19 protein-coding genes are annotated in these 21144 nt (G+C 71.7%); 12 read left to right on the top strand and 7 right to left on the bottom strand.

The window, feature by feature from the left end; genetic code table 11:
- Positions 1 to 51 precede the first annotated feature (51 nt).
- Positions 52 to 564 (bottom strand): low molecular weight protein-tyrosine-phosphatase, encoded by a 513-nt coding sequence (locus ACFQGU_RS17290; protein WP_386768944.1) that lies wholly within the window; start codon positions 562 to 564, stop codon positions 52 to 54.
- A 4-nt stretch (positions 565 to 568) separates the two neighbouring features.
- Positions 569 to 1963, bottom strand: coding sequence for an MATE family efflux transporter (locus ACFQGU_RS17285; protein WP_386768943.1), 1395 nt, complete (start codon positions 1961 to 1963; stop codon positions 569 to 571).
- A 512-nt stretch (positions 1964 to 2475) separates the two neighbouring features.
- On the opposite strand from ACFQGU_RS17285, the gene dnaB reads away from it, so the two are divergent.
- From dnaB to ACFQGU_RS17270, 3 genes are all read left to right on the top strand, one after another.
- Complete coding sequence (gene dnaB / locus ACFQGU_RS17280) at positions 2476 to 3867, top strand: replicative DNA helicase (RefSeq protein WP_386768942.1); 1392 nt, start codon at positions 2476 to 2478, stop codon at positions 3865 to 3867.
- Complete coding sequence (locus ACFQGU_RS17275) at positions 3867 to 4232, top strand: VOC family protein (RefSeq protein ID WP_386768941.1); 366 nt, start codon at positions 3867 to 3869, stop codon at positions 4230 to 4232. The genes dnaB and ACFQGU_RS17275 overlap by 1 nt, the downstream gene beginning before the upstream one ends.
- 116 nt (positions 4233 to 4348) lie before the next feature.
- Positions 4349 to 4750, top strand: a complete 402-nt coding sequence (locus ACFQGU_RS17270; protein WP_386768940.1) for a DUF7144 family membrane protein — start codon at positions 4349 to 4351, stop codon at positions 4748 to 4750.
- A gap of 75 nt (positions 4751 to 4825) precedes the next feature.
- Here ACFQGU_RS17270 and ACFQGU_RS17265 read toward each other — a convergent pair whose 3' ends face one another.
- Positions 4826 to 5500: a TIGR00266 family protein gene (locus tag ACFQGU_RS17265; RefSeq protein WP_386768939.1), complete on the bottom strand. Its 675-nt coding sequence runs from the start codon at positions 5498 to 5500 to the stop codon at positions 4826 to 4828.
- Between the two features lie 137 nt (positions 5501 to 5637).
- Between ACFQGU_RS17265 and ACFQGU_RS17260 the strand changes: the two genes are divergently transcribed.
- Entirely contained in the window at positions 5638 to 6558 is a 921-nt protein-coding gene (locus tag ACFQGU_RS17260; RefSeq protein WP_386768938.1) for an AEC family transporter, read from the top strand.
- A gap of 10 nt (positions 6559 to 6568) precedes the next feature.
- Here the strand turns inward: ACFQGU_RS17260 and ACFQGU_RS17255 are convergent, their stop codons facing one another.
- Positions 6569 to 6709 (bottom strand): hypothetical protein, encoded by a 141-nt coding sequence (locus ACFQGU_RS17255; protein WP_386768937.1) that lies wholly within the window; start codon positions 6707 to 6709, stop codon positions 6569 to 6571.
- 72 nt (positions 6710 to 6781) lie between these two features.
- Here ACFQGU_RS17255 and ACFQGU_RS17250 point away from each other — a divergent pair, with 72 nt between their 5' ends.
- From ACFQGU_RS17250 to ACFQGU_RS17240, 3 genes are all read left to right on the top strand, one after another.
- The gene (locus ACFQGU_RS17250; RefSeq protein WP_386768936.1) at positions 6782 to 7099 is read left to right on the top strand and encodes a hypothetical protein; all 318 of its coding nucleotides are present in this window, start codon (positions 6782 to 6784) and stop codon (positions 7097 to 7099) included.
- A 66-nt stretch (positions 7100 to 7165) separates the two neighbouring features.
- A complete protein-coding gene (locus ACFQGU_RS17245) occupies positions 7166 to 8263 on the top strand; it encodes a GGDEF domain-containing protein (RefSeq protein WP_386768935.1) in 1098 nt (365 codons plus the stop codon).
- A gap of 49 nt (positions 8264 to 8312) precedes the next feature.
- Positions 8313 to 8981 (top strand): uridine kinase family protein, encoded by a 669-nt coding sequence (locus ACFQGU_RS17240; RefSeq protein ID WP_386768934.1) that lies wholly within the window; start codon positions 8313 to 8315, stop codon positions 8979 to 8981.
- A 6-nt stretch (positions 8982 to 8987) separates the two neighbouring features.
- Here ACFQGU_RS17240 and ACFQGU_RS17235 read toward each other — a convergent pair whose 3' ends face one another.
- Positions 8988 to 9965, bottom strand: a complete 978-nt coding sequence (locus ACFQGU_RS17235) for an EamA family transporter (RefSeq protein WP_386768933.1) — start codon at positions 9963 to 9965, stop codon at positions 8988 to 8990.
- A gap of 281 nt (positions 9966 to 10246) precedes the next feature.
- On the opposite strand from ACFQGU_RS17235, the gene ACFQGU_RS17230 reads away from it, so the two are divergent.
- The 4 genes from ACFQGU_RS17230 to cydC all read left to right on the top strand — a co-directional run bounded on the left by ACFQGU_RS17230 (position 10247) and on the right by cydC (position 16163).
- Complete coding sequence (locus ACFQGU_RS17230; RefSeq protein ID WP_386768932.1) at positions 10247 to 11656, top strand: cytochrome ubiquinol oxidase subunit I; 1410 nt, start codon at positions 10247 to 10249, stop codon at positions 11654 to 11656.
- An 18-nt stretch (positions 11657 to 11674) separates the two neighbouring features.
- Positions 11675 to 12739, top strand: a complete 1065-nt coding sequence (gene cydB, locus ACFQGU_RS17225) for a cytochrome d ubiquinol oxidase subunit II (RefSeq protein WP_386768931.1) — start codon at positions 11675 to 11677, stop codon at positions 12737 to 12739.
- A 9-nt stretch (positions 12740 to 12748) separates the two neighbouring features.
- A complete protein-coding gene (cydD, locus tag ACFQGU_RS17220) occupies positions 12749 to 14395 on the top strand; it encodes a thiol reductant ABC exporter subunit CydD (protein ID WP_386768930.1) in 1647 nt (548 codons plus the stop codon).
- Positions 14396 to 14495: 100 nt separating this feature from the next.
- Positions 14496 to 16163 carry a thiol reductant ABC exporter subunit CydC gene (gene cydC, locus ACFQGU_RS17215; protein WP_386768929.1) on the top strand — a complete coding sequence of 556 codons (1668 nt, stop codon included), beginning with the start codon at positions 14496 to 14498 and terminating at the stop codon, positions 16161 to 16163.
- Between the two features lie 31 nt (positions 16164 to 16194).
- On the opposite strand, the gene ACFQGU_RS17210 is transcribed toward cydC, so the two are convergent.
- Entirely contained in the window at positions 16195 to 17916 is a 1722-nt protein-coding gene (locus tag ACFQGU_RS17210) for an MFS transporter (protein ID WP_386768928.1), read from the bottom strand.
- 267 nt (positions 17917 to 18183) lie between these two features.
- On the opposite strand from ACFQGU_RS17210, the gene ACFQGU_RS17205 reads away from it, so the two are divergent.
- Positions 18184 to 19809 carry a cyclic nucleotide-binding domain-containing protein gene (locus ACFQGU_RS17205; RefSeq protein ID WP_386768927.1) on the top strand — a complete coding sequence of 542 codons (1626 nt, stop codon included), beginning with the start codon at positions 18184 to 18186 and terminating at the stop codon, positions 19807 to 19809.
- A 51-nt stretch (positions 19810 to 19860) separates the two neighbouring features.
- Here ACFQGU_RS17205 and ACFQGU_RS17200 read toward each other — a convergent pair.
- Positions 19861 to 21144, bottom strand: a 1284-nt coding sequence (locus ACFQGU_RS17200; protein ID WP_386768926.1) for a FlgD immunoglobulin-like domain containing protein, incomplete at its 5' end; no start/stop codon positions are given.

The following is a 21144-nucleotide window of genomic DNA, read 5'->3' as shown; positions in this document are numbered from 1 at the left end:
CGTCGTGAAGTAGCGACGAAACCGGGGGCAGATTCGCGAGTGGTACGCCGGTCAGCCGCGCTCGGCGAGGAGCGCGCGGATGCGGTCGACCGTGCCGGGCGTCGCCGCCTCGATCATCGTGAGCACGTCCTCGAAGCCGTCATACGCGCCGTAGTACGGGTCGGGCACGTCCAGCGCGTCCGACGGGTGGGGTACGCCGGCCAGCGCGGGATCGAACGCGCGCATCATGACGACCTCGACGCCCGGCGGCGCGAGGCGCACGAGGTCGTCGTGGTGCGTGGCGTCCATCGCGAGCAGCAGGTCGGGGCCGGCATCGCCGTCGAACCACGACCGCGTGATCTGCTGCGCCCGGTGCGGCTCGCCGTCGTACCCGTGCGCGCGCAGCACCTGCCGCGCCCGACGGTCTGCCGGGTCGCCGGTGTGCCACCCGCCGATGCCCGCGGAGTCGACGACGACCGCGTGGCCGAGGCCGGCGTCCCCGAGGGCGCGGCGCAGCACGTACTCCGCGATGGGCGAGCGGCAGATGTTGCCGGAGCAGACGGTGGTCACCCGAAGAACGCTCACGTCCTCATCCTCCGGCATCGCCGAGCGCCGCGGTCGACGTGGCCCCGGCGTCCGGGCTCGTGCGCAGCCAGCGGTCGCCGCGCGCACGCCACGCGAGCAGCACCCCGCGCACGACCATGAACCACGTCAGCGCCCACCAGAGCCCGACCACACCGAGGTCGCGCGAGAGCACGAGCCACGCCGCCGGCAGGAACGCCACCAGCATCACGAGCCCGGCACCGGCGAGCCAGCGGCCGTCGCCGGCGCCGATGAGGACGCCGTCGAGCACGAACACCGGCGACGACAGCGGCTGCTGCAGCGCCGCCACCGCGAGCGATGCCGCGATCAGCGACCGCACGAGCGGATCCGAGGTGAACAGCGCCGGCAGCCACGGCAGCGAGGCCAGCACGATCGCGGCGAGCACCACGCCCATCGCCACCCCCAGCCGCACGAGGCGCGCCGTGACGACCCGCGCCCCCGACCGGTCGCCGGCACCGAGGTAGCGGCCGAGCAGCGCCATGCCGGCGATCGCGAGCGCGTCGGCGGCGAGCGAGAGCAGGATCCACACCTGGAAGCTCACGTGGTATGCCGCGAGCTCGGCGTCGCCGAGGCGCGCAGCCACCGCGGCCGCGACGAGGAACACCGCGCGCAGGACGACGGTGCGCACGAACAGCGGCCCGCCCGTGCGCGCGGCCACGAGCATGCCGAGCCCGGACGGCGCGATCCGCACCCCGTGCCGTCGCGCGACGTGCACCACCACCGCGACGTACGCCGCCGCCTGCACCACCTCGGCGACCACGGTGGCGACGGCCGATCCGCCGATGCCGTAGCCGAGCCCGATCACGAGCACCCACGCCAGCACGAGGTTCACGAGGACGGCGAGCAGCGTGACGAGCAGCGTCGTCCGCGTGTCCTGCAGGCCGCGGAGCACGCCGACACCCGCCATCGCCACCAGCGCCGCCGGGAAGCCGAACGCGATCACGTGCAGGTAGGTCACGGCGTACGGCGTCACCTCGGGCGACGCGCCGAGCGCCACCACGAGCGGCTCGGCCGCGAGCCACGTGCCGAGCGCGAGCAGCACGCCGAGGCCCAGACCGAGCGCCATGCCCTCGACGCCTTCGGACACCGCGTCGTCCCACCGCCCCTCCCCCACGCGTCGCGCGACCGACGACGTCGTGGCGTAGGCCAGGAAGATGCAGAGGCCCAGCACGAGCGACACCAGGGTCGCGGCGGCGCCGAGGCCGGCCAGCGGCAGCGTGCCGAGGGTGCCGACGATGCCGGCGTCGACGAGGACGAAGAGCGGCTGCGCGACCAGTGCGCCGAGGGCGGGGACGGCGAGGCCGAGGATCTCGCGCAGCGACCCGGGCCCGGGCGTCCGGCGCACCGGGTCGGCGCCGTCGTCCTGCACCTGCTCGCCCACCCCGTCATCCTGCCGTGAGGCCGTCCCTGCCCCCGGTGCCGGTCAGACACCCCTGGTGCTGGGTCGCCGTCTGACCGCCCGCCCGGCGCCGGCGTACGCCAGGCTGGAGGTGTCGTTCCAGGGAGAGGGCGCCCGGAGTCGGTGGATGCGCTGTGCAACTGCCCGCTCACGCACAGCACGGGGAGTTCACCAGGTGGACATCGTCCTGAAGTTTCTTCCCTCCCCAGGGCGTGGACGGCATCGCCGCAGGTCAGGGGCTCGAACCTCGGAGAACTCGTCGGTTATCCCATAGTTGTCCACACCCTTGTCACCCGTCCTCACGGCGCGTTCCCCAGGTCTGTCCACAGCTTCGTCCACAGGGCGCCTTGGTCTGGCGGTCTCCGCGCCCTAGGTTCGCTGCGGTGCCTGTCGGACCCCCGGCGTAGACCTGTGCGTGAGGTCGCCGGACGTCCCCGGCACCCCCGGTCGGCGGCGCGTGCCGCTCCCCGGGAGCAGGGCCCGGAGCGAGGAGGATGTCCAGCGTGAGCGTCGTCGAGCTGTCACCCCGCGACGGCTCCGGGCACGACGACGGCGGGTCCTACCAGGGTCCCGACCGCACGCCGCCGCAGGACATCGCCGCCGAGCAGTCCGTCATCGGCGCGATGCTGCTGAGCAAGGACGCCATCGCCGACGTCGTCGAGACCCTGCGCGAGCAGGACTTCTACCGCCCGGCCCACCAGATCATCTACGGCGTCATCCTCGACCTCTACAGCCGCGGCGAGCCGGCCGACGCCGTCACGGTGTCCGCCGAGCTCACCCGCATCCAGGAGATCGCCCGCGTCGGCGGGGCGCCCTACCTCCACACCCTCGTCGCCTCGGTGCCCACGGCCGCCAACGCCGGCTACTACGCGCGCATCGTGCAGGAGCGCGCGGTGCTGCGCCGCCTCGTCGAGGCCGGCACGCGCATCGTGCAGATGGGGTACGCCGGTGACGGCGACGTCGACCAGCTCGTCGACCGCGCCCAGGCCGCGGTGTACGACGTCACCGACAAGCGCACGAGCGAGGACTACCTCGTCCTCAAGGACGTCATGGGCGGCACGCTCGAGGAGATCGACGCGATCGCCAACCGCGGCGGTGTCCTCGCAGGCGTGCCCACCGGTTTCGCCGACCTCGACTCCCTCACCAACGGGCTGCACGCCGGCCAGATGATCGTCGTCGCCGCGCGTCCCGCGATCGGCAAGTCCACGCTCGGCCTCGACCTCGCGCGGGCGGCGTCGATCAAGCACGGCCTCACCAGCGCCATCTTCAGCCTGGAGATGAGCCGCAACGAGATCGCGATGCGCCTGCTGTCGGCGGAGGCGCAGATCGCGCTGTCCAACCTGCGCGGCGGCTCGATGAGCGACAACGACTGGCAGAAGCTCGCGCGCAAGATGAGCGCCGTGGCCGAGGCGCCGCTCTACATCGACGACTCGCCCAACATGACGATGATGGAGATCCGCGCGAAGTGCCGCCGCCTCAAGCAGCGGCACGACCTGCGCCTCGTGATCATCGACTACCTGCAGCTCATGAGCTCGGGCAAGAAGGTCGAGAGCCGCCAGCAGGAGGTCTCGGAGTTCTCCCGCTCGCTCAAGCTCCTCGCCAAGGAGCTCGAGGTGCCGGTCGTGGCGATCTCCCAGCTCAACCGTGGCCCGGAGCAGCGCACCGACAAGCGCCCCATGGTCAGCGACCTCCGCGAATCGGGCAGTATCGAACAAGATGCCGACATGGTGATCCTGCTGCACCGCGAGGACGCGTACGAGCGCGAGTCGCCGCGCGCGGGCGAGGCCGACTTCATCGTGGCCAAGCACCGCAACGGCCCGACCGCGACGGTCACCGTCGCCTTCCAGGGCCACTACTCGCGCTTCGTCGACATGGCGCAGACCTGATGGTCCGCGCGAGCTGGTTCGAGATCCCGGTGGCCGACCTCGACCGCGCCATCGACTTCTACGAGCGCGTGTTCCTCGTCGAGCTCGAGCGCGACACCGTCGACGGCAACGACGCGGCGTACTTCCCCGCGGCCGACGGCCCGATCGGTGCAGCGGGCGCTCTCATGCAGGGCGAGAGCTACGTGCCGTCGGTCGACGGCACGCGCATCTACCTCGGGGTCGACGACGTCGAGGCGGTCGTCGCACGCGCGGTCGAGGCCGGCGCCCAGGTGCTCTACCCGGCCACCACGGTCGACGACACCGTGGTCGCGGAGATCTCGGACTCCGAGGGCAACCGCATCGCCCTGCAGTCCGACGCCGACTAGCGGTCCCCGCGCCGAGGCGACCTCGCCGCCGAGCAGGACATCGACACGGCGCCGGTCCAGGGTGGAGGGTGACGACGACCGTCGGCGAACGTCCGACGGGTCGGGGAGGTGTCACCATGGCTGAACAGCCGCGACCGACTGCTGCGAGCGGGTGGGTCACGTTCGCGGGCTGGATGCTGCTCCTGGCCGGACTCTGGCAGGGCTTCATCGGGTTCTTGGGTGTTCTGAGCGACGAGTTCTTCGTCGTGGGGCAGAACTACGTCCTGCGACTCGACGTGACCACGTGGGGCTGGATCCACATGGCCATCGGTCTGCTGCTGTTCGTCGTGGGCTGCTTCGTCTTCATGGGGAAGAGCTGGGCGAACATCGTGGGCATCATCGCCGCCGGCGTCAGCGCGCTGTCGCTGTTCGCGTGGCTGCCGTGGTACCCGCTCTTCGCGATCACGGTGCTCGTCATCGACGTGCTCATCATCTTCGGCCTCGCCGCGCACGGCGGAGAGGTCGGCACCAAGGGCTGATCAGCCGGGTGGGACGACGCAGAACGGGTGGGCGCCGCGGGATCGTGGCGCCCACCCGTCTGGGTACGACCGGTGTCAGCTGCGCTGCGGAGGCAGCTTGCTCTGGATCCAGAGGATGAGGTCGCTGCTGCTGCGGGTCTGCAGCCACACGCGCCCGGGGCCGGTGAAGTCGGTGACGAGCCCCTCGGCGCCGAGGATGGTCGACTTCCACGAGCCGGCCTTGCGCACGTTGTAGGTCACGCCCTCGTCGAACGCGACGACGTGGCCCGTGTCGAGCGTGAGCACCTCGCCCGCGCCGAGCGTGTACGGGCGGAGCGCGCCGTACGCCGACACCAGCAGGTCACCGGCACCCGTGCACCGCAGCAGGAGCAGGCCCTCGCCGCTGAAGAAGGTCTTGCCGCCGCCCCACTTCGTGTCGACGTCGATCGAGGGGTCGGACGCGATCCACGACCCGCTCTGCACCATGAGCGCGCGCGAGCCGTCGAGCATGATGTGGTCGAGGTCGCCGGGCAGCGCCGCGGCGACACCGACGACACCGCCGGATCCCGAGCTGAAGTCGTTGACGAAGAAGCTCTCGCCGCCGAGCGTGCGTTTGAGCCCCTTCATGAAGCCGCCCTGGGTGGACGTCGCCATCTGGATGTCGCCGCGCGTCATGGCCATGGCGCCGGCCTCAACACTGACCGAGCCGCCCGGGGGCAGCGTGATCTCACCGAATGCGAACGCGGGGCCTGAGCTGATCTCCACCTGCATGCCTCCGAGCGTAGGCACGCGCCGACGCCTGCGGGAGGCGTTCGGGCACGCCGCAACGGTTTCCCCGGCCCGCGTGCGGTCTGCCGGGCCGGGAGCCGGGCCGGGCGGCCGGTACGACGTCGGTCAGACTCACCTGCGTGTCCGGAGTCCTGAGCGGGTTCGCGATCATCGCGGCCGTCATCGCCGTGGGCTACGTCGCGGGCCGGCTCGGCGTGATCACGCCGGACACCGCACCGCTCCTCGCGCGCCTCGTCTTCTTCGTCCTGGCGCCCTGCCTGCTGTTCACGATCCTCGCCACCGCCAGCACCGACCAGCTGCTCTCCCCGCTGCTCGCGGTGCCGCTCCTCGCCGCCGTCGCGGCGTACCTCTCCTCTGCGGTCGTGGCGCGCGTGATGTGGCGTCGCTCGGTGGCGCACACGACCATGGGCGCCCTCGCGGCGGGGTACGTCAACTCCAACAACATCGGTCTGCCGGTGGCCGTCTACGTGCTCGGCAGCGCGGCGTACGTCGCCCCGATCCTCATGGCGCAGCTCGTGCTCGTCACGCCGATCGCGCTCACCGTGCTCGATGCGAGCACGAAGGGCCGGGTCTCGGTCGGCCAGGTGCTGCTCGGTCCGGTGCGCAACCCGCTGGTGGTCGCCTCGGTGCTCGGAGCGGTGGTCGGTGCCACGGGCCTCGCGGTGCCCGTCGTCGTCATGGAGCCGCTGCACATCATCGGCGCCGCCACGGTGCCGCTGCTGCTGATGAACTACGGCGCCTCGCTCCACGGCATCCGCGTGCTGCAGGCAGGGCCCGAGCGCAAGGACGTGCTGCTCGCCACCGCGATCAAGGTGATCGGGATGCCCGCGGTGGCGTGGGCGCTCGGAGCGTGGGTGTTCGGGCTCGAGGGCCACGACCTCTTCGTCGTCGTCGCGCTCGCCGCGCTGCCGTCGGCTCACAACACGTTCAACTATGCCCAGCGCTACGCCACAGCCGAGCTGGTCGTGCGCGACACGATCCTGCTCAGCACCCTGGGGTCGGTGCCCGTCCTGCTCGCTGCAGCAGCGCTGCTGAAGTAGTTCGCGACGCTCAGTCGCGGGCCTCGCGCAGGCCCTGCACCCCGGCGAGCGCCACCTGGGGCAGCGGCGTCCCCGGCAGGAACGCCTCGGTGAGCGCGAGCCCGATCCGCGGCAGCGCGGCCTCGTCCGGGAGGACAAGGTAGAGCGGCACGTCGCGCGGCTTGAACTCGGCCTTGAAGCTCTCGAGCGACCGGAAGCCGTAGAGCGGCTCGAGGGCCTGCTGGTGGTCCTCGTGACCGCCGGAATGTGGGGCCTGCTGCGCGTCTCCGTGCGCACCATCGCCGACCTGCCCGGCGAGTACCTCGACGAGCAGCAGCTCGCGGTGCGCAACGCGTCGTACGTCGAGTCGTACCGCTACCTCGGCGGCGCCGTCGCCCTGGCCGGGACCGGCGGTCTCGTCGCGTTCATCGTGAACGGAACCGAGCTCGACACCTGGGACGTCTCTCTCACGTGGGGGGCCGCGATGCCCGCGTTCTGGGTGTTCCTCGGCCTCGCGCTCGGTCTGCCGTCGATGGTGCTGGCGCTGAACGACCGGGTCTGACGAACCGCGCAGGCCGGTCGTCGTCGGCGGCGACCGACCCGTACGCTCACCGCCAGAGGAGGGCGCGTGGAGTCACGTCTGATGTCGGTCGCCGACTGGCGTACGTCGCCGTCCCAGCGCCCGCCGCGCGCAGCCGTCGTGCTCCTCGGCGGTGCCCAGTTCCTCGCGTTCCTCTTCCTGCTGTCGTTCGCGCTGATCCCCGGGGAGGGCGCGGACACCTCGCGGACCTTCAACGCGGGCATGGCCGCACTGTCCGGGGCGGTCGCGGTCTTCACGGTGACGGTCGTCGGGCGCGTGGCGATGTGGCTCTGGGACCTCTCCCTCGCCTTCAGCTCGATCGTGCTCGGCTTCGTGATCACCAACAACACCGACGCCATCGGTCAGATGCTCAACGGCACCGGCCTCGTGATGCTGGCCCTCCTGGCCGCGCTGTTCAGCACGCGCCGCAGGCTCGCCGGCCACCTGGTGCTGATGATCACCGCCTACCTCGTTGCCGTCGTCATCCACGCCGTCCTGCCGACGGTGCTGTTCGCGATCATCGCCAGCGTGATCGTCGCGAGCGTCGGCATCGTGACCCACGGCCTCGTGAGCCAGCTGCACCGCCTCAGCCACATCGACCCGCTGACGGGTGCGCTCAACCGCCGCGGCCTCGAGCAGCAGGCCGGCGCGGTCCGGTCCGTCGCCGCCCGCGCCGCGTCGCCGACGGCCGTGGCGATCGTCGACCTCGACGAGTTCAAGCTCTTCAACGACACCCACGGCCACATCGCCGGCGACGTCCTGCTCTGCTCGGTGGTCAACGACCTGCACAGCCGGCTGCGCCCCCACGACCTCGTGGCCCGGTTCGGAGGCGACGAGTTCGTCGTCATCCTGCCCGGCAGCACGGAGGCCGAGGCGTACTCCGCGATCCACCGCGCCGCGCTCGCCAGCGACCACCCGTGGACCTGGGGCCTCGCCGCCTGGAAGGACGACGAGGAGCTCTGGGACGCGCTCGACCGCGCCGACCGCGTTCTGTACGACGCCAAGCGCGCGCGGACGGCGCCGAGCCGCTCCGGCGCCGTCCCCGAGCAGCGGGAGGAGCCGAACTCCACCGACGGGGTGGCCGGCGCGGGGCCCGACGCCCGCACGTCCGAGCACGAGCACCGCACGGCCGACGAACCGGCCTGATCGGGTGGCCCCTGCAACCGCTTGCACCCCCACGTCCTACCCTGGACCGGTGATCACGCTTCCCGAGGTCGAGACCGTCCAGGGCACCTGGGCCGTCCGCGATGTGCGCCTCGTCGTCCGCCGTCTGCTCGACGCCGCGGGCGACCCGGGCCTGCGCCCGGTGCTCGTGGCCGTGGACGGCCGCTCGGGCAGCGGGAAGTCGACCATCGCCGGGCGCATCGCCGCGCTCGTGCCGGGCTCGGTCGTCGTGCACACCGACGACGTGGCCTGGGAGGAGTCGTTCTTCGACTGGGACGCCCTGATGGCCGCCCACGTCCTGGCGCCCGCCCGCGAGGGGGCCGCGGTCACCTACCGCCCGCCGGCCTGGGACCGGCTGGGACGGTCCGGCGCGATCGAGGTGCCCGCCGGGTCGACGCTGGTCCTCGTCGAGGGCGTCGGTGCCGGCCGCGCGAGCCTCGCCGACCACTACGACGCGACGGTGTGGGTCCTGTCCGACGAGGACGAGCGGCGCCGGCGCGGTGTCGAGCGCGACGTCGTCCTCGGTCGCACCCCGGACGAGGCCGCGGACTTCTGGGACCGCTGGCAGAGCGAGGAGTACCCGTTCCTCGCTGACGACAGGCCGTGGGAGCGGGCGACCGTGGTGTCGTGCGGAACGCCCGGGCTCACCGGGCTCGCGCCGAGCGACGAGGACGTCGTCGTCCTGACCTCGCGGACCTGACGCCCTTCAGGTGCCCTCGCGGCGCGTGAATCGTTCGCCGCTCACCACGAGCGCCACGCCCCCGATGATGACGGCGCCCCCGATCAGGACGCCGCTCGTGAGGCTCTCGCCGAGCACGAGCGTGCCGAGGGCCACGGCGACCACCGGGTTGACGTAGGCGTACGTCGAGGCGAGCGAGATCGGCGCGTGGTCGATGAGCCACACGAACGCCGAGAACCCGACGAGGGATCCGGCGGTCACGAGGTATATCCACCCTCCCCACGAGCGCGCGCTCGCGTCGAACAGGTCGGGCCACCGCTCGCCGCGGAGCATCCCCACCAGCACGAGGGCCGTCCCGCCCGCGAGCATCTCGTACGTCGACATCACCGCGGTGTCCTGCGGCGTGGGGATGCGCTGCTGCAGGAACGAGCCGATCGCCCAGCTCGCCGAGCCGAGCACGATCATCACGGACCAGAACGCGCGCTCCTGCGCGGTCGCGCCCGCCACGCCCTCGACGTTGCTGCCCGGGCGCACCAGGACGGCGATGCCGGCGAGGCCCACGCCGATGCCGAGCCAGGTGACGAGCGACGGCCGGTCGCCCGCCGAGAACCTCAGCAGCGCGATGAACACCGGAGTCACGGCGATGAGCAGCGCGGCGACACCGGTGGGCACGTAGGCCTGCCCGAGCGCGAGCGTGCTCATGCCGACCCCGAGGAGCATCACGCCCACGAGCGCCGCCCCGGCGAGCTCGCGGCGCGTCACGCGCAGGGCACCCGCACCCCGCCGCAGCGCCACGAAGAGCGCGAGGATGCTGCCGGCGACGAGGAAGCGCGCACCGAGGGCGAGCTGCGGCGGCATCGTCTCGGTCGCCAGCTTCAGCCCGAGGTACGTCGAGCCCCAGACGATGTAGACAGTGACGAGGGCGGCCCAGACCTGGCCGGTCGACGCCGGCCTCAGGGCGTGCCGGGGTGCGACGAGGTCGTCGAACTCCGGCACCGAGGTCACGGGCGCACATCCTGCTCCCTGTGCACGCTGCTCAGTCCGCCGGGGCAGCACGTGGTCCGAATCGCGCCAGAGGTGGGTCGTCCGCGACCACGCATGGGGACGAGGTAGGCGACCCTCACCTGCTGCGGCGTGCACTGTGCTCGGCTCGGGGCTGACGGGGGTAGGTGTGCCTGCCCTGCGCGACCCACCTCACAGCGATCTGCCCTCGTTCGCCCCCGGACGAGCGGCAAAGTGACCACTGCACATCCGCGTGCGTCCATTGTCCGTGAGGGGATACCTCTATGAGCGCGCTTGACCTCGCTCGGTGGCAGTTCGGCATCACGACCGTCTACCACTTCCTGTTCGTGCCGCTGACCATCGGCACCTCGATGCTCGTCGCGATCATGCAGACCATGTGGGTCCGCACCGGCGACGAGAAGTGGCTCAAGGCCACGAAGTTCTTCGGGAAGCTCTTCCTCATCAACTTCGCGATGGGTGTCGTCACCGGCATCGTCCAGGAGTTCCAGTTCGGCATGGCGTGGAGCGACTACTCGCGCTTCGTCGGCGACATCTTCGGCGCCCCGCTGGCCGTCGAGGCTCTCGCATCGTTCTTCCTGGAGTCCACGTTCCTGGGTCTCTGGATCTTCGGCTGGGACCGCCTGCCCAAGAAGCTGCACCTCGCGACCATCTGGGCCGCGGCGATCGGCACGATGCTCTCGGCGTACTTCATCCTCGCCGCGAACTCGTTCATGCAGCACCCGGTGGCCTACAAGTTCAACCCGGAGACCAACCGCGTCGAGCTGCAGAACTTCGCCGAGCTGCTCTTCCAGAACACGGCGTACACGACCTTCGCGCACGTCATCACGTCCGCGTTCCTCGTGTCCGGCGTCATGCTCGTCGGTGTCAGCCTCCTCGTCATGACGACCGGTCGCTCGGTCGGCGCCATGAAGAAGTCGCTCACCGTCGGCCTGATCGCCACCGTCATCGCCGGTGTCGCCGTGATCTTCACCGGTGACGTGCAGGCCAAGATCATGGTGCAGCAGCAGCCGATGAAGATGGCTGCCGCGGAGGCCCTCTACGAGACCACCGAGTCAGCACCGTTCAGCCTCATCACCATCGGAAGCTTGGACGGCAGCGAGGCCTACTGGTCGCTCGAGATCCCCGGCCTCACCTCCTTCATGGCCACCGGCTACTGGAGCGGTCCGGAGAGCACCGTCAAGGGCATCAACGACCTGCAGACGGAGTACGAGCAGACCTTCGGCCCGGGCGAGTACGCGCCGTACGTCCCGCTCATCTTCTGGGCCTTCCGCGCCATGATCGGTCTCGGAGTCCTCGGAGTCCTCTACGCGGTCTACGTCGCGTGGCGCACCCGCAAGGGCAACATCCCGTCGGGTCGCTGGATGAAGCGCACCGCCGCCGTCGCCCTGCTGTTCCCGCTCATGGGCATCTCGTCCGGCTGGATCTTCACCGAGATGGGTCGCCAGCCGTGGATCGTGTACGGCCTGATGAAGACCGAGGCGGGCGTCTCGCCGACGCTCACCGCGGGCCAGGCGTGGATCACGATCGTGATCTTCACCCTGCTCTACGGCGGCCTCGCCGTGATCACCGTGGGTCTCATGATCCGCCAGGTGAAGATCGGCCCGCCGGAGACGGTCGAGCTGGTCGACGCCGAGGACACCAACAACGGTCAGCCTCTGACCTTCTCCTACTGACGGAACTGGAGTCTGATCATGAGCTTGGAGATGCTCCAGAACGTCTGGATCGTGCTCATCGCGGTCCTGTGGATCGGCTACTTCGTCCTCGAGGGCTTCGACTTCGGCGTGGGCATCCTGCTCCCGGTCGTGGCGAAGAACGAGGCCGAGCGCCGTACCGTCCTCACCACGCTCGGCCCGGTGTGGGACGGCAACGAGGTATGGCTCCTCACTGCGGGCGGCGCGATGTTCGCGGCCTTCCCGGAGTGGTACGCCACCCTCTTCAGCGGGTTCTACCTCGCGCTGTTCCTGATCCTCGTCGCCCTCATCGTCCGCGGTGTGTCGTTCGAGTTCCGCAGCAAGAGGAGCAACCCGACCTGGCGCAAGCGCTGGGACCTGGCGATCGTGATCAGCTCCTTCCTCCCCGCGCTGCTGTGGGGCGTCGCGTTCGCGAACATCGTCGCGGGCGTGCCGATGGAGCCGAACCCGGCCGGCGGCAGCCTCTTCACCGGCAACCTGTTCACGCTGCTCAACCCGTACGGCCTGCTCGGCGGTCTCGTCACGCTCACGCTCTTCGTGACGCACGGCGCGATCTTCCTGGCGCTCAAGACCGAGGGCGAGATCCGCGTGCGGGCGAACAAGATCGCCGGCCAGGTCGGTCTCGTGGCCGCCGTGCTCGCGGTTCTGTTCGGCGTATGGACCCAGCTGGCCCACAGCAACAACACGATCGTCTCGGTGGTCTTCCTGACCGTCGCGGTGGTCTCGTGGGTCGGCGCGCTCGCTGCCAACCGCCTCGGTCGCGAGGGCTGGGCGTTCATCGCGTCGGCCATCACGATGCTCGGCGTCGTGGCGTTCCTCTTCGCCTGCCTCTTCCCGAACGTGATGCCCAGCAGCACGATCGCGGAGGCGACGCTGACGATCCGCAACGCGTCCAGCACCGAGTACACGCTCACCGTGATGACCTGGGTGGCCGTGATCCTCACGCCCGTCGTGCTCGTCTACCAGTCGTGGACCTACTGGGTGTTCCGCAAGCGGCTCTCGCCCAGCCAGATCCCGAACCCGGAGCACGGGGCGCTCGACCTCCCGCACGAGGTCAACGCCTAACCTGTGGGGGTGTCCCGACCACTCGATCCGAGGCTGCTGCGCTACGCACGCGGAGTTCGCAGCCTGCTCCTCGGGTCGGTGGTCGTGGCAGGCCTCACCGCAGCACTCGTCGTGGCCCAGGCGTTCTGCCTGGGCTACGTCGTGTCCGAGGTGTTCCTCGGCGAGGCCGCGCTCGACGACGTCATGCCCGTGATCACGCTGCTCGCGGGCATCGTGGTCGGGCGCGCACTGCTGTCCGGGCTGGGCGACGTCCTCGCGCAGCGGTCGGCGACGCGCACGTCGCGCGAGCTGCGCGCGGCGATGCTCGCCCACGTCGTACGGCTCGGGCCCGTCTGGCTCTCGGGCGAGCGCCGCGGCCAGGTCGCCACCCTCGCCACGCGCGGCATCGACTCGGTCGAGCCGTACGTCTCGCGCTACCTGCCGCAGCTCGTCATCGCCGTCGTCGTCCCGCTCACCGTCGGCATCGCGATCCTCACCCAGGACCTGCTGGCCGCCGTCATCGTCGCCGTCACCGCGCCGCTGATCCCGGTCTTCATGATCCTGATCGGCCTCTACACGCAGTCGGCGACGGCCAAGCAGTGGTCGACGCTCGGTGTGCTCTCCGGCCACTTCCTCGACGTCGTGGCGGGCCTGCCGACCCTCAAGGCGTTCCGACGCGAGACCGCGCAGTCCCAGCGCATGGCCGAGATCGACCGCCGCTACCGCAAGGCGACCGTCGGCGTTCTGCGGATCTCGTTCCTGTCGTCGCTCACCCTCGAGCTGCTGGCGTCTCTGTCGGTGGCCGTGGTCGCCGTCGCGATCGGCATCCGGCTCGTGTACGGCGAGATCGACCTGCAGACCGGCCTGACCGTGCTGATCCTCGCGCCCGAGGTCTACCTGCCCATCCGCATGGTCGGCGCGCAGTTCCACGCCGCCGCCGACGGGATCGATGCCGCCGAGCAGGTCTTCGAGATCCTCGGCACGGAGCCGGCCACGACCGGGACCCGCACCGACGTGCCCGCCGGCCCGATGGTGGTCGACGGCGTCGGCGTGACCTACCCGGGCAGCGAGGTCGTCGCGCTCCTGCCCAGCTCGGTCACGATCGAACCGGGCAGGGTAACGGCCGTCGTCGGACCGTCGGGTGCGGGCAAGTCGACGCTGCTCGCGGTGCTGCAGGCGTTCGTCGCCCCGACCAGCGGTGCGGTGCGCGTCGGCGACGCCGACCTCGCCGACCTCGACGCCACGGTCTGGCGCGCGCGCCTCGGCGTGGTCGCGCAGGATCCGGTGCTCGTCGGCCCGACCGTGGCGGACGACGTACGGCTGCGGCGCCCGGCCGCGACCGACGCGGCCGTCGATGCCGCGCTGCGGGAAGCCGGTCTCGACCCGGCCACGCTGCCCGACGGGGCAGCCACCCGCGTGGGCGACCTCGCGTCCGACGTCTCGGCCGGCCAGCGCCGCCGGGTGGCGCTCGCGCGCGTGCTCCTCGACCCGCCGCCGCTCGTCCTGCTCGACGAGCCGACCGCCGGTCTCGACGACGAGGCCGAGGCCGGCGTCGTCGCCGCGGTTCGGCTGCTCGCCGCCCGGGGATCGGCCGTCGTCGTCGTCGCCCACCGCCCGGGCCTCGTCCAGCCCGGCGACACCGTGCTCACCCTCGAGCCCGCCGGAGTCCCCGCATGACCCCGCCCTCGAGTTCCTCGAGTTACTGCCCAGATGGTCGCGGAAGGGCGCCCTTCAGCGACCATCTGGGCAGTAACTCGCGTCCTTCCGGGGGTGCGGCGTGAGTGCTGTGACCACTCCGGTGCCGGCGGCGGGGCAGTCGCCGGTGCGGCGGCTGCTCCCGTGGCTGGCGACCGAGCGCAGCAGGCTCGCGCTCGCGATCCTGCTGGGGTTCCTCGCGATCGGGTCCGGCGTGGGCCTGCTCGCCACCAGTGCGTGGCTCATCTCCAGCGCCGCGCTGCAGCCGCCGATCCTCACCCTCGAGGTCGCGATCGTCGGGGTCCGCGCGTTCGGTATCGGCAAGGGCGTCTTCCGGTACGCCGAGCGCATGGTGTCGCACGACGCCGCGTTCCGCGTGCTCTCGCGGCTGCGGCTCGCGGTGTACGACCGGCTCGCGGTCGTAGCGCCGGCAGGTGTCCCGGCGTACCGCCGCGGCGACCTCCTCGAGCGCCTCGTCCGCGACGTCGACGCCACCCAGGACCTGCCGCTCCGCGTGCTCCTGCCCTACGCGTCCGGGGCGCTGGTCGCGCTCGCCTCGGTGGTCCTCGCGTACTTCATCCTCCCCGCGTCCGCGGTGGTGCTCCTCGTGTCGCTGGCCCTCGCCTCGACCGTCGTGCCGTGGATCGCGGCGAGCGCCGCAGCCGACGCCGAGCGGGCCAGCGCACCGGCCCGCGGTGCGCTCAACGCCGACGTGCTCACGCTGCTCGACGGCGCGGCCGACCTGACCGTGTCGGGCGCGGCGCCGGCCTGGCTCGACCGGCTGGCGGAGGACGACCGGCGGATCGGCCGGCTCGCAGCGCGGTCGGCGAACGCATCCGGCCTCGCCTCCGCTCTCGGCGTGCTGCTCTCCGGCGGCGCGGTCGTCGCGATGCTGCTGGTCGCGATCCCGGCGGTGCGCTCCGGCGAGCTCGTCGGCGTCAACCTCGCGGTGCTCGTGCTGCTGCCGCTGGCGACGTACGAGGCGGTCGTGGCGATGCCCACCGCCGCGCTCGCGCTCGGCCGGGTGCGCGGGTCGGCGCAGCGCGTGGTCGAGGTGCTCGACGCCGTCGACCCCGTACCCGACCCGGAGTCGCCCGCCGAGGTGCCGACGGGGGTCGTCGGCGTGCGGCTCGACGGCCTGCGGGCATCGTGGCCGAGCGGGCCCGAGGTGCTCGAGGGCCTCACGCTCGACGTGGCGCCCGGCGAGCGGGTGGCGATCGTGGGCTCGTCCGGCTCGGGCAAGTCCACCCTCCTCGCGGTGCTCGCCGGCTTCCTGCCGTACGACGGCTCGGTGCGGCTCGGCGACGTCGAGCTCCGCGACCTGCGCGGGTCCGACGTCCGCACGGTGGTGGGCTGGTGCCCGCAGCTGCCGCACGTGTTCGACACCTCGGTGGTGGAGAACGTGCGGCTGGCCAAGCCCGAGGCGTCCGACGACGAGGTGCGGGCCGCGCTCGACGCCGTCGGCCTCGGGCCGTGGCTCGACGCGCAGCCGCGCGGCCTCAACACCTCCGTCGGCGACCACGGCGCGCTCGTGTCGGCCGGTCAGCGTCAGCGCCTCGGCGTCGCGCGGGTGCTGCTCGCCGGGCATCCCGTCGTCCTCCTGGACGAGCCGACCGAGCACCTCGACGAGGCCACGGCAGAGGTCGTGGCCGCCGAGCTGCTGCGCGCGCTCACCGGCCGCACGGTGCTCTGGGTCGCCCACCGCCCGCACGGCGTCGCGGCCCTGGACCGCACCGTCCGGCTGCCCTGACCGCTGCTCGCCGGCCGGTCCTCGCGACGGCTCAGTAGGTGGGGATGCGGCGGGCGATGAGGTCGTCGGCCTGGCCGCTGACGTCGCTGTTGCCGGTGACCGCGTCGAGGAACGTGTCGCGGTCGAGGCTGTAGAGCACGGTCGGCTCGTCGGCGACGACCGTGGCCGTGCGCGGCACGTCGCGCAGCAGGGCGATCTCGCCGAACGGGTCGCCGGGCCCCTGCTGGGAGAGCACCTCGCCGTGGAACGACGCCGTGAGCGCACCGGACTCGACGACGTAGAACTGGTCGCCGGGCTCGCCCTCGGTGATGACCGTCTCGCCAGCGGCCACCTCGACGCGGCGCAGCTGCTGGGCGACGAGCTCGAGGGACTTGGGCTCGAGCGGCGCGAACAGCGGCAGCGCGCGCAGCAGCCGCAGGCCGTCCGGCTCGCGCAGGGTCGAGTTCATCCGGCGCAGCCGGCCCATGAACGGCAGCACGACAGCCGAGATGCCGATGGCCAGGATCGCGAGCGCCCACTGCAGACCGAAGAAGTGCAGGAGCAGCGGCATCAGCACCGAGCCGAGGGCCATCGCCGCGATGAGCCCGGTCTCGAGCGCGCCGAAGATGCGGCCCATCACCTTGTCGTCGCCGAGGCGCTGCACGATGGTGACGGCGTTGACGTCGACCAGCGGGTTCCCGAAGCCCATGATCGCGACGGCGAGGAGCGCTGCCCACGCCTGCGGGAAGATCGCCGCGAGCAGCAGCGGGATGGCCCAGAGGATGACGCCCCAGCCGAAGTCGGTCGCCACCTTCATCTTCGACGCCCGGCCGAGGGCCACGAGCCCGCCGATGATCGCGCCGACACCGAACATGCTGTCGAGGTAGCCCACGCCGTTCGGTCCGAAGCTCGTCATCTCCACGGCCATCGCGATGCCGTAGACGACGGACGCCCCCGCCACGATGGTCTGGGCGCAGTAGACGAGGGAGACGAGGCGCAGGTCCTTGTTGGCCCAGATCGTGCGGAAGCCGGCGACCGACTCCTGCAGGAAGGTCTCCGTCTCCTCCTCGAGCTCTTCGACGAGCGTGTCCCCGGCGGCGGGGCCGTCGGCCGTCGCCGCGGGCGCATCCTCGGCACCGATCAGCCCCGGGGCCACGGACGGGTGCGGCACGCGGATGGTTGCCACGAGCGCGGCCGACCACAGGAACGTCGCCACGTTGAGGAGCATCACCACAGGGATGGTCGTGAAGGTGAGCAGGATGCCGCCGAGGGCCGGGCCGACGAAGAACGACAGGCTGTCGATGGTGCTCGAGGTGCCGTTCGCCGCCGTGAGCTCCTCGGGCCGCTCCACGAGGTGCGGCAGCAGGGCGGCGACCGCGGGGCGGAAGGGCGCGGCGAACACCGACGTGAGCGTCGCGAGCACGAACACCGTCCACACCGGGGCCTCGGTCATCACGAGGAACGCGCAGATGAAGATGACGCCGCCGCGCAGCAGGTCGGCGGACACCATGATCCGCTTGCGCGAGTACCGGTCGACGAGGATGGACGCGAAGGGCGTCACCAACGTCATGATGATGAGGCGCAACGTGCCCCAGACCCCGACGGCAGTCAGGCCACCGACCGAGTAGACCCACACGGCCATGGCCGTGGCGTAGGCCCAGTCGCCGATCGCGGACCCGGCGAACGCGAGGTTGAGCTTGCGCAGCGCCGGGTTGCGGAACACCATCCCCAGCGACGATCCGGTCTCGCGCAGAGCCTCGCCTACGACCGACATCCGTCGTCCTCCACCTGACGTGCCCGCGCGGCACCTGCGCCCCCGCGTGACCAGGCGGGACGCTAGCGCGCCCGGTGACAGCGCGTGACCAGTTCCACCATTCCGTCACACGGACGTCACGAGGGAGCCGCTGCCCGGCCCCGGCGGTGCGCGTGGACGACGAGGAGAGCTGCCGAACCTGCGCGAACCGGTGGCCCGCGGCCGCCAGCCTCGACATGATCCCTGCAGGTCCCGCCGATGGGCGGCGGGCGCTCAGGACAGGTGGCCATGCGGGGAACGCCGAGCGTGTTCGCCGCACTGACCTCGCGTACGGGGATGCGGCGGGTGCTTGCCGCCTACGCGGTGTACGACTTCATCGAGTTCTACGCCTGGCTGACCATCATCCTCTGGGCCTTCGACCGCGGCGGCGCAGGCCTCGCGGGCGTCGCCGCGGTCGTCCAGCTGGTCCCGGCCGCCCTGCTCGGGCCGGCCCTCGCGGGCATCGGCGACCGGCTGCCGCGTGGCACGGCGCTCGCCCTCGCGCACGGCCTGGTCGCGGTCCTCTCCGCCGTCACCTGGGCCGCGCTCGCCGCCGACGCGTCGACCGCGGTCGTCATCGGCGCCTCGACGCTGCTGACCACCGCCATCGCGGTCGTGCGGCCCATCCACTTCGCCGCGCTGCCGCAGCTGGCCTCGGCGCCGGCGCAGCTCGTGTCGGCGAACTCCCTGTCTTCGGTGCTCGACGGGTCGACGCGGTTCATCGGGCCGGTGGTGGCGGGCGTGCTCGTCGCCGGGTCCGGGCCCACCACGGCGATGGCGGTCGCCGTGGCCGTCGCCATCCTCCCGCCGCTGCTGTGCCTGCGGCTGGGGCTGTCGGCTCCCGCGGCCGCGGACGACGAGGAGTCGGGCCTGCGTGGGGCGCTCGGCGGGCTCATCTCGCTCTGGCGCGACTGGGCATCGCTCGCACTGCTGCTCGTGCTCGCGATCGACTTCGTCGTGACCGGGGCGCTCGACATCCTGGGCGTCGCCTACGCGAAGGACGTGCTCGACCTGGCGGAGGACGGCGCGGGACTGCTCATCGGCTCGCTCGGCATCGGCGGCCTCCTCGGTGCCTTCGTGGGCGCCTGGCTCTCGCACGGACGGCGGCTCGCCCGCGTGGTCGTCTGGGGTGCGGTGCTCGAGGGTGTCGCGTTCGCCCTCGTTCCCGTGTGGGGCCTGCTCGTCCCCGCGGCCGTGACACTGGCGCTGACGGGGCTCGGCGGCGCGGCGACGGTCGTCGCCGGACGCACGCTCCTGCAGCGCTCCACCGACGACCGCATCCTCGCGCGCGTGTTCGCCGTCCAGGAGAGCACGGCCCTGCTCGGCTCGGCGCTCGGGGCGCTGCTGGCGCCCTTGCTCATCGACCGGTTCGGCGCGGGCCAGGCATGGGTTCCGCTCGGGGTCGGCGTCGCCCTCGTCGCGGTCGCGTGCACCATCCCCGTGCGGCGTCTCGAGAAGCGGGCGCGCTACCTCCCCGCCGAGCTCGACCTGCTCCGGCAGGTGGAGTTCCTCGCCGAGCTCCCGCCGTACGACGTCGAGCGGCTCGCTCGCAACAGCCGCTGGGTCGAGCTCGAGGCCGGTGTCGTGGTGCTGCGCCAGGGCGACCTGGGGCGTGAGTTCTTCGTGATCGGCGCCGGCGAGGTGTCGATCACCGTCGACGGGGTCCGCAAGAGCGGGCTGCTCGGCCCGGGCGACTACTTCGGTGAGGTGGCGCTCCTGCGGCACACGACGAGGACGGCGACGGTGACCGCCGAGAGCCCGCTGCGGGTGCTGGTGCTGCGCGGCGCCGACTTCCTGGCCGCCGTGACCGGCGGGGTAGACGGCTCCAGCATCACGGCCGAGATCGGCTCCCGCTACGACGATCAGGCGGCGTGAACGGCGACGTCTCCGGACCCCCCGAAGGTCCGACGCCGTCGCTGACGGCGGCTAGGCCAGCACGTAGTACGTCCAGGTGATGGTGAAGTCGCGGACGTCGTACCAGTTGCCGTCGGCCGAGCCCATCCACCACGTGATGGTGCGACCCTTCACCAGGTAGTCCGCCGCCTTCACGGTGGGACCGGCATGCGTCGTGGTTCCCGAGCTCAGCGTGCGGTAGACGCCGATCGTCTCGCCGTCCTTCAGGACGTAGTCGATCTCGCCCTGGTCGGCCTCGTGGGTCCACAGCAGGCCGGAGGTGCTCCCACCGCCGTACGTCGACACCGACACGGTCCCGTACTTGAGAGCGGCCGGCAGCGTGTACTGGCTGAGGGTGAAGGCGATGTCGCCGGTGCCGTTCGTGGCGCAGTTCTCCGGGTCGCGGCTCTCGTAGGCGATAGAGGTGCTCGGCCAGACGCCGGGACGTGCGTTGGAGAAGACGAAGTTGCAGACGTTGTCCGCCACGTATCCCAACGTCGTCGTCATCGCCGGGATCGTCCTGGTGGCGGTCCTCGCCTTCAAGGACTTCCACGAGATCGTGACGCGGCCCTTGGCCGACAGCGTCTGGTTGCCCGCGACGTCCTGGAGCATCACCTGGAACGCGTAGGTGCCGGCCGGCGGGCGGGCGCCGGAGTTGGTCTTGCCGTTCCAGAGGGCGGCGACGCGACCAGCCGGCTTGGCGCCCCCCGTGATCGTGCGGATGCGCAGGCCGCTGCTGTTGTAGATGTAGACCGCGAAGGCGCTGACCGCCTCGTTCGACGTCGCGCCGAGCGAGGACGTGTCGCGGTAGCCGTCGACCATGGGGTAGTAGCTCGGCGACGACGGCACCACGGACGACGCGACCGGCTTGGTCTTGTCGATCGTCACCTTCGCGGTGGCAGCGCCCTTCCACGTGACCGTGTCGATCACGCTCGTGGTGACGACCTCGACGGTGTACGTGCCGTTGGGCACGACCGTGCCCGCGGTGTTCCGGCCGTTCCACGTCCAGGTGTAGGTGTCGGCGGCCCTCGGGGTGAGGTTGACCGTACGCACCACGGTGCCGCTCGCGGTCTTCACGCGCAGCGCGCCGCCCTGTTTCTGCTCGAACGTGTACGTCACCACGGTGCTGTCGCGCCGGCCGTCGGCGTTCGGGCTGATGACGCTCGGGCTCACGCGCACCGTCGGCCGCAGCCGCTGCACGGTGATGGTCGAGGCGTTGGAGGGGGACGCGGTGTCGCACGTGCCGCCGTCGGCGGAGCACAGCACCGCCGAGATCTCGTGGTTGCCGTCGCTGAGCACGGCGGTGTCGATCGTCAG

The sequence above is a fragment of the Longivirga aurantiaca genome (assembly GCF_042660085.1).
In the GTDB taxonomy this organism is placed as follows: domain Bacteria; phylum Actinomycetota; class Actinomycetes; order S36-B12; family CAIYMF01; genus Longivirga; species Longivirga aurantiaca.
This window is presented reverse-complemented; position numbering and strand designations above follow the sequence as displayed.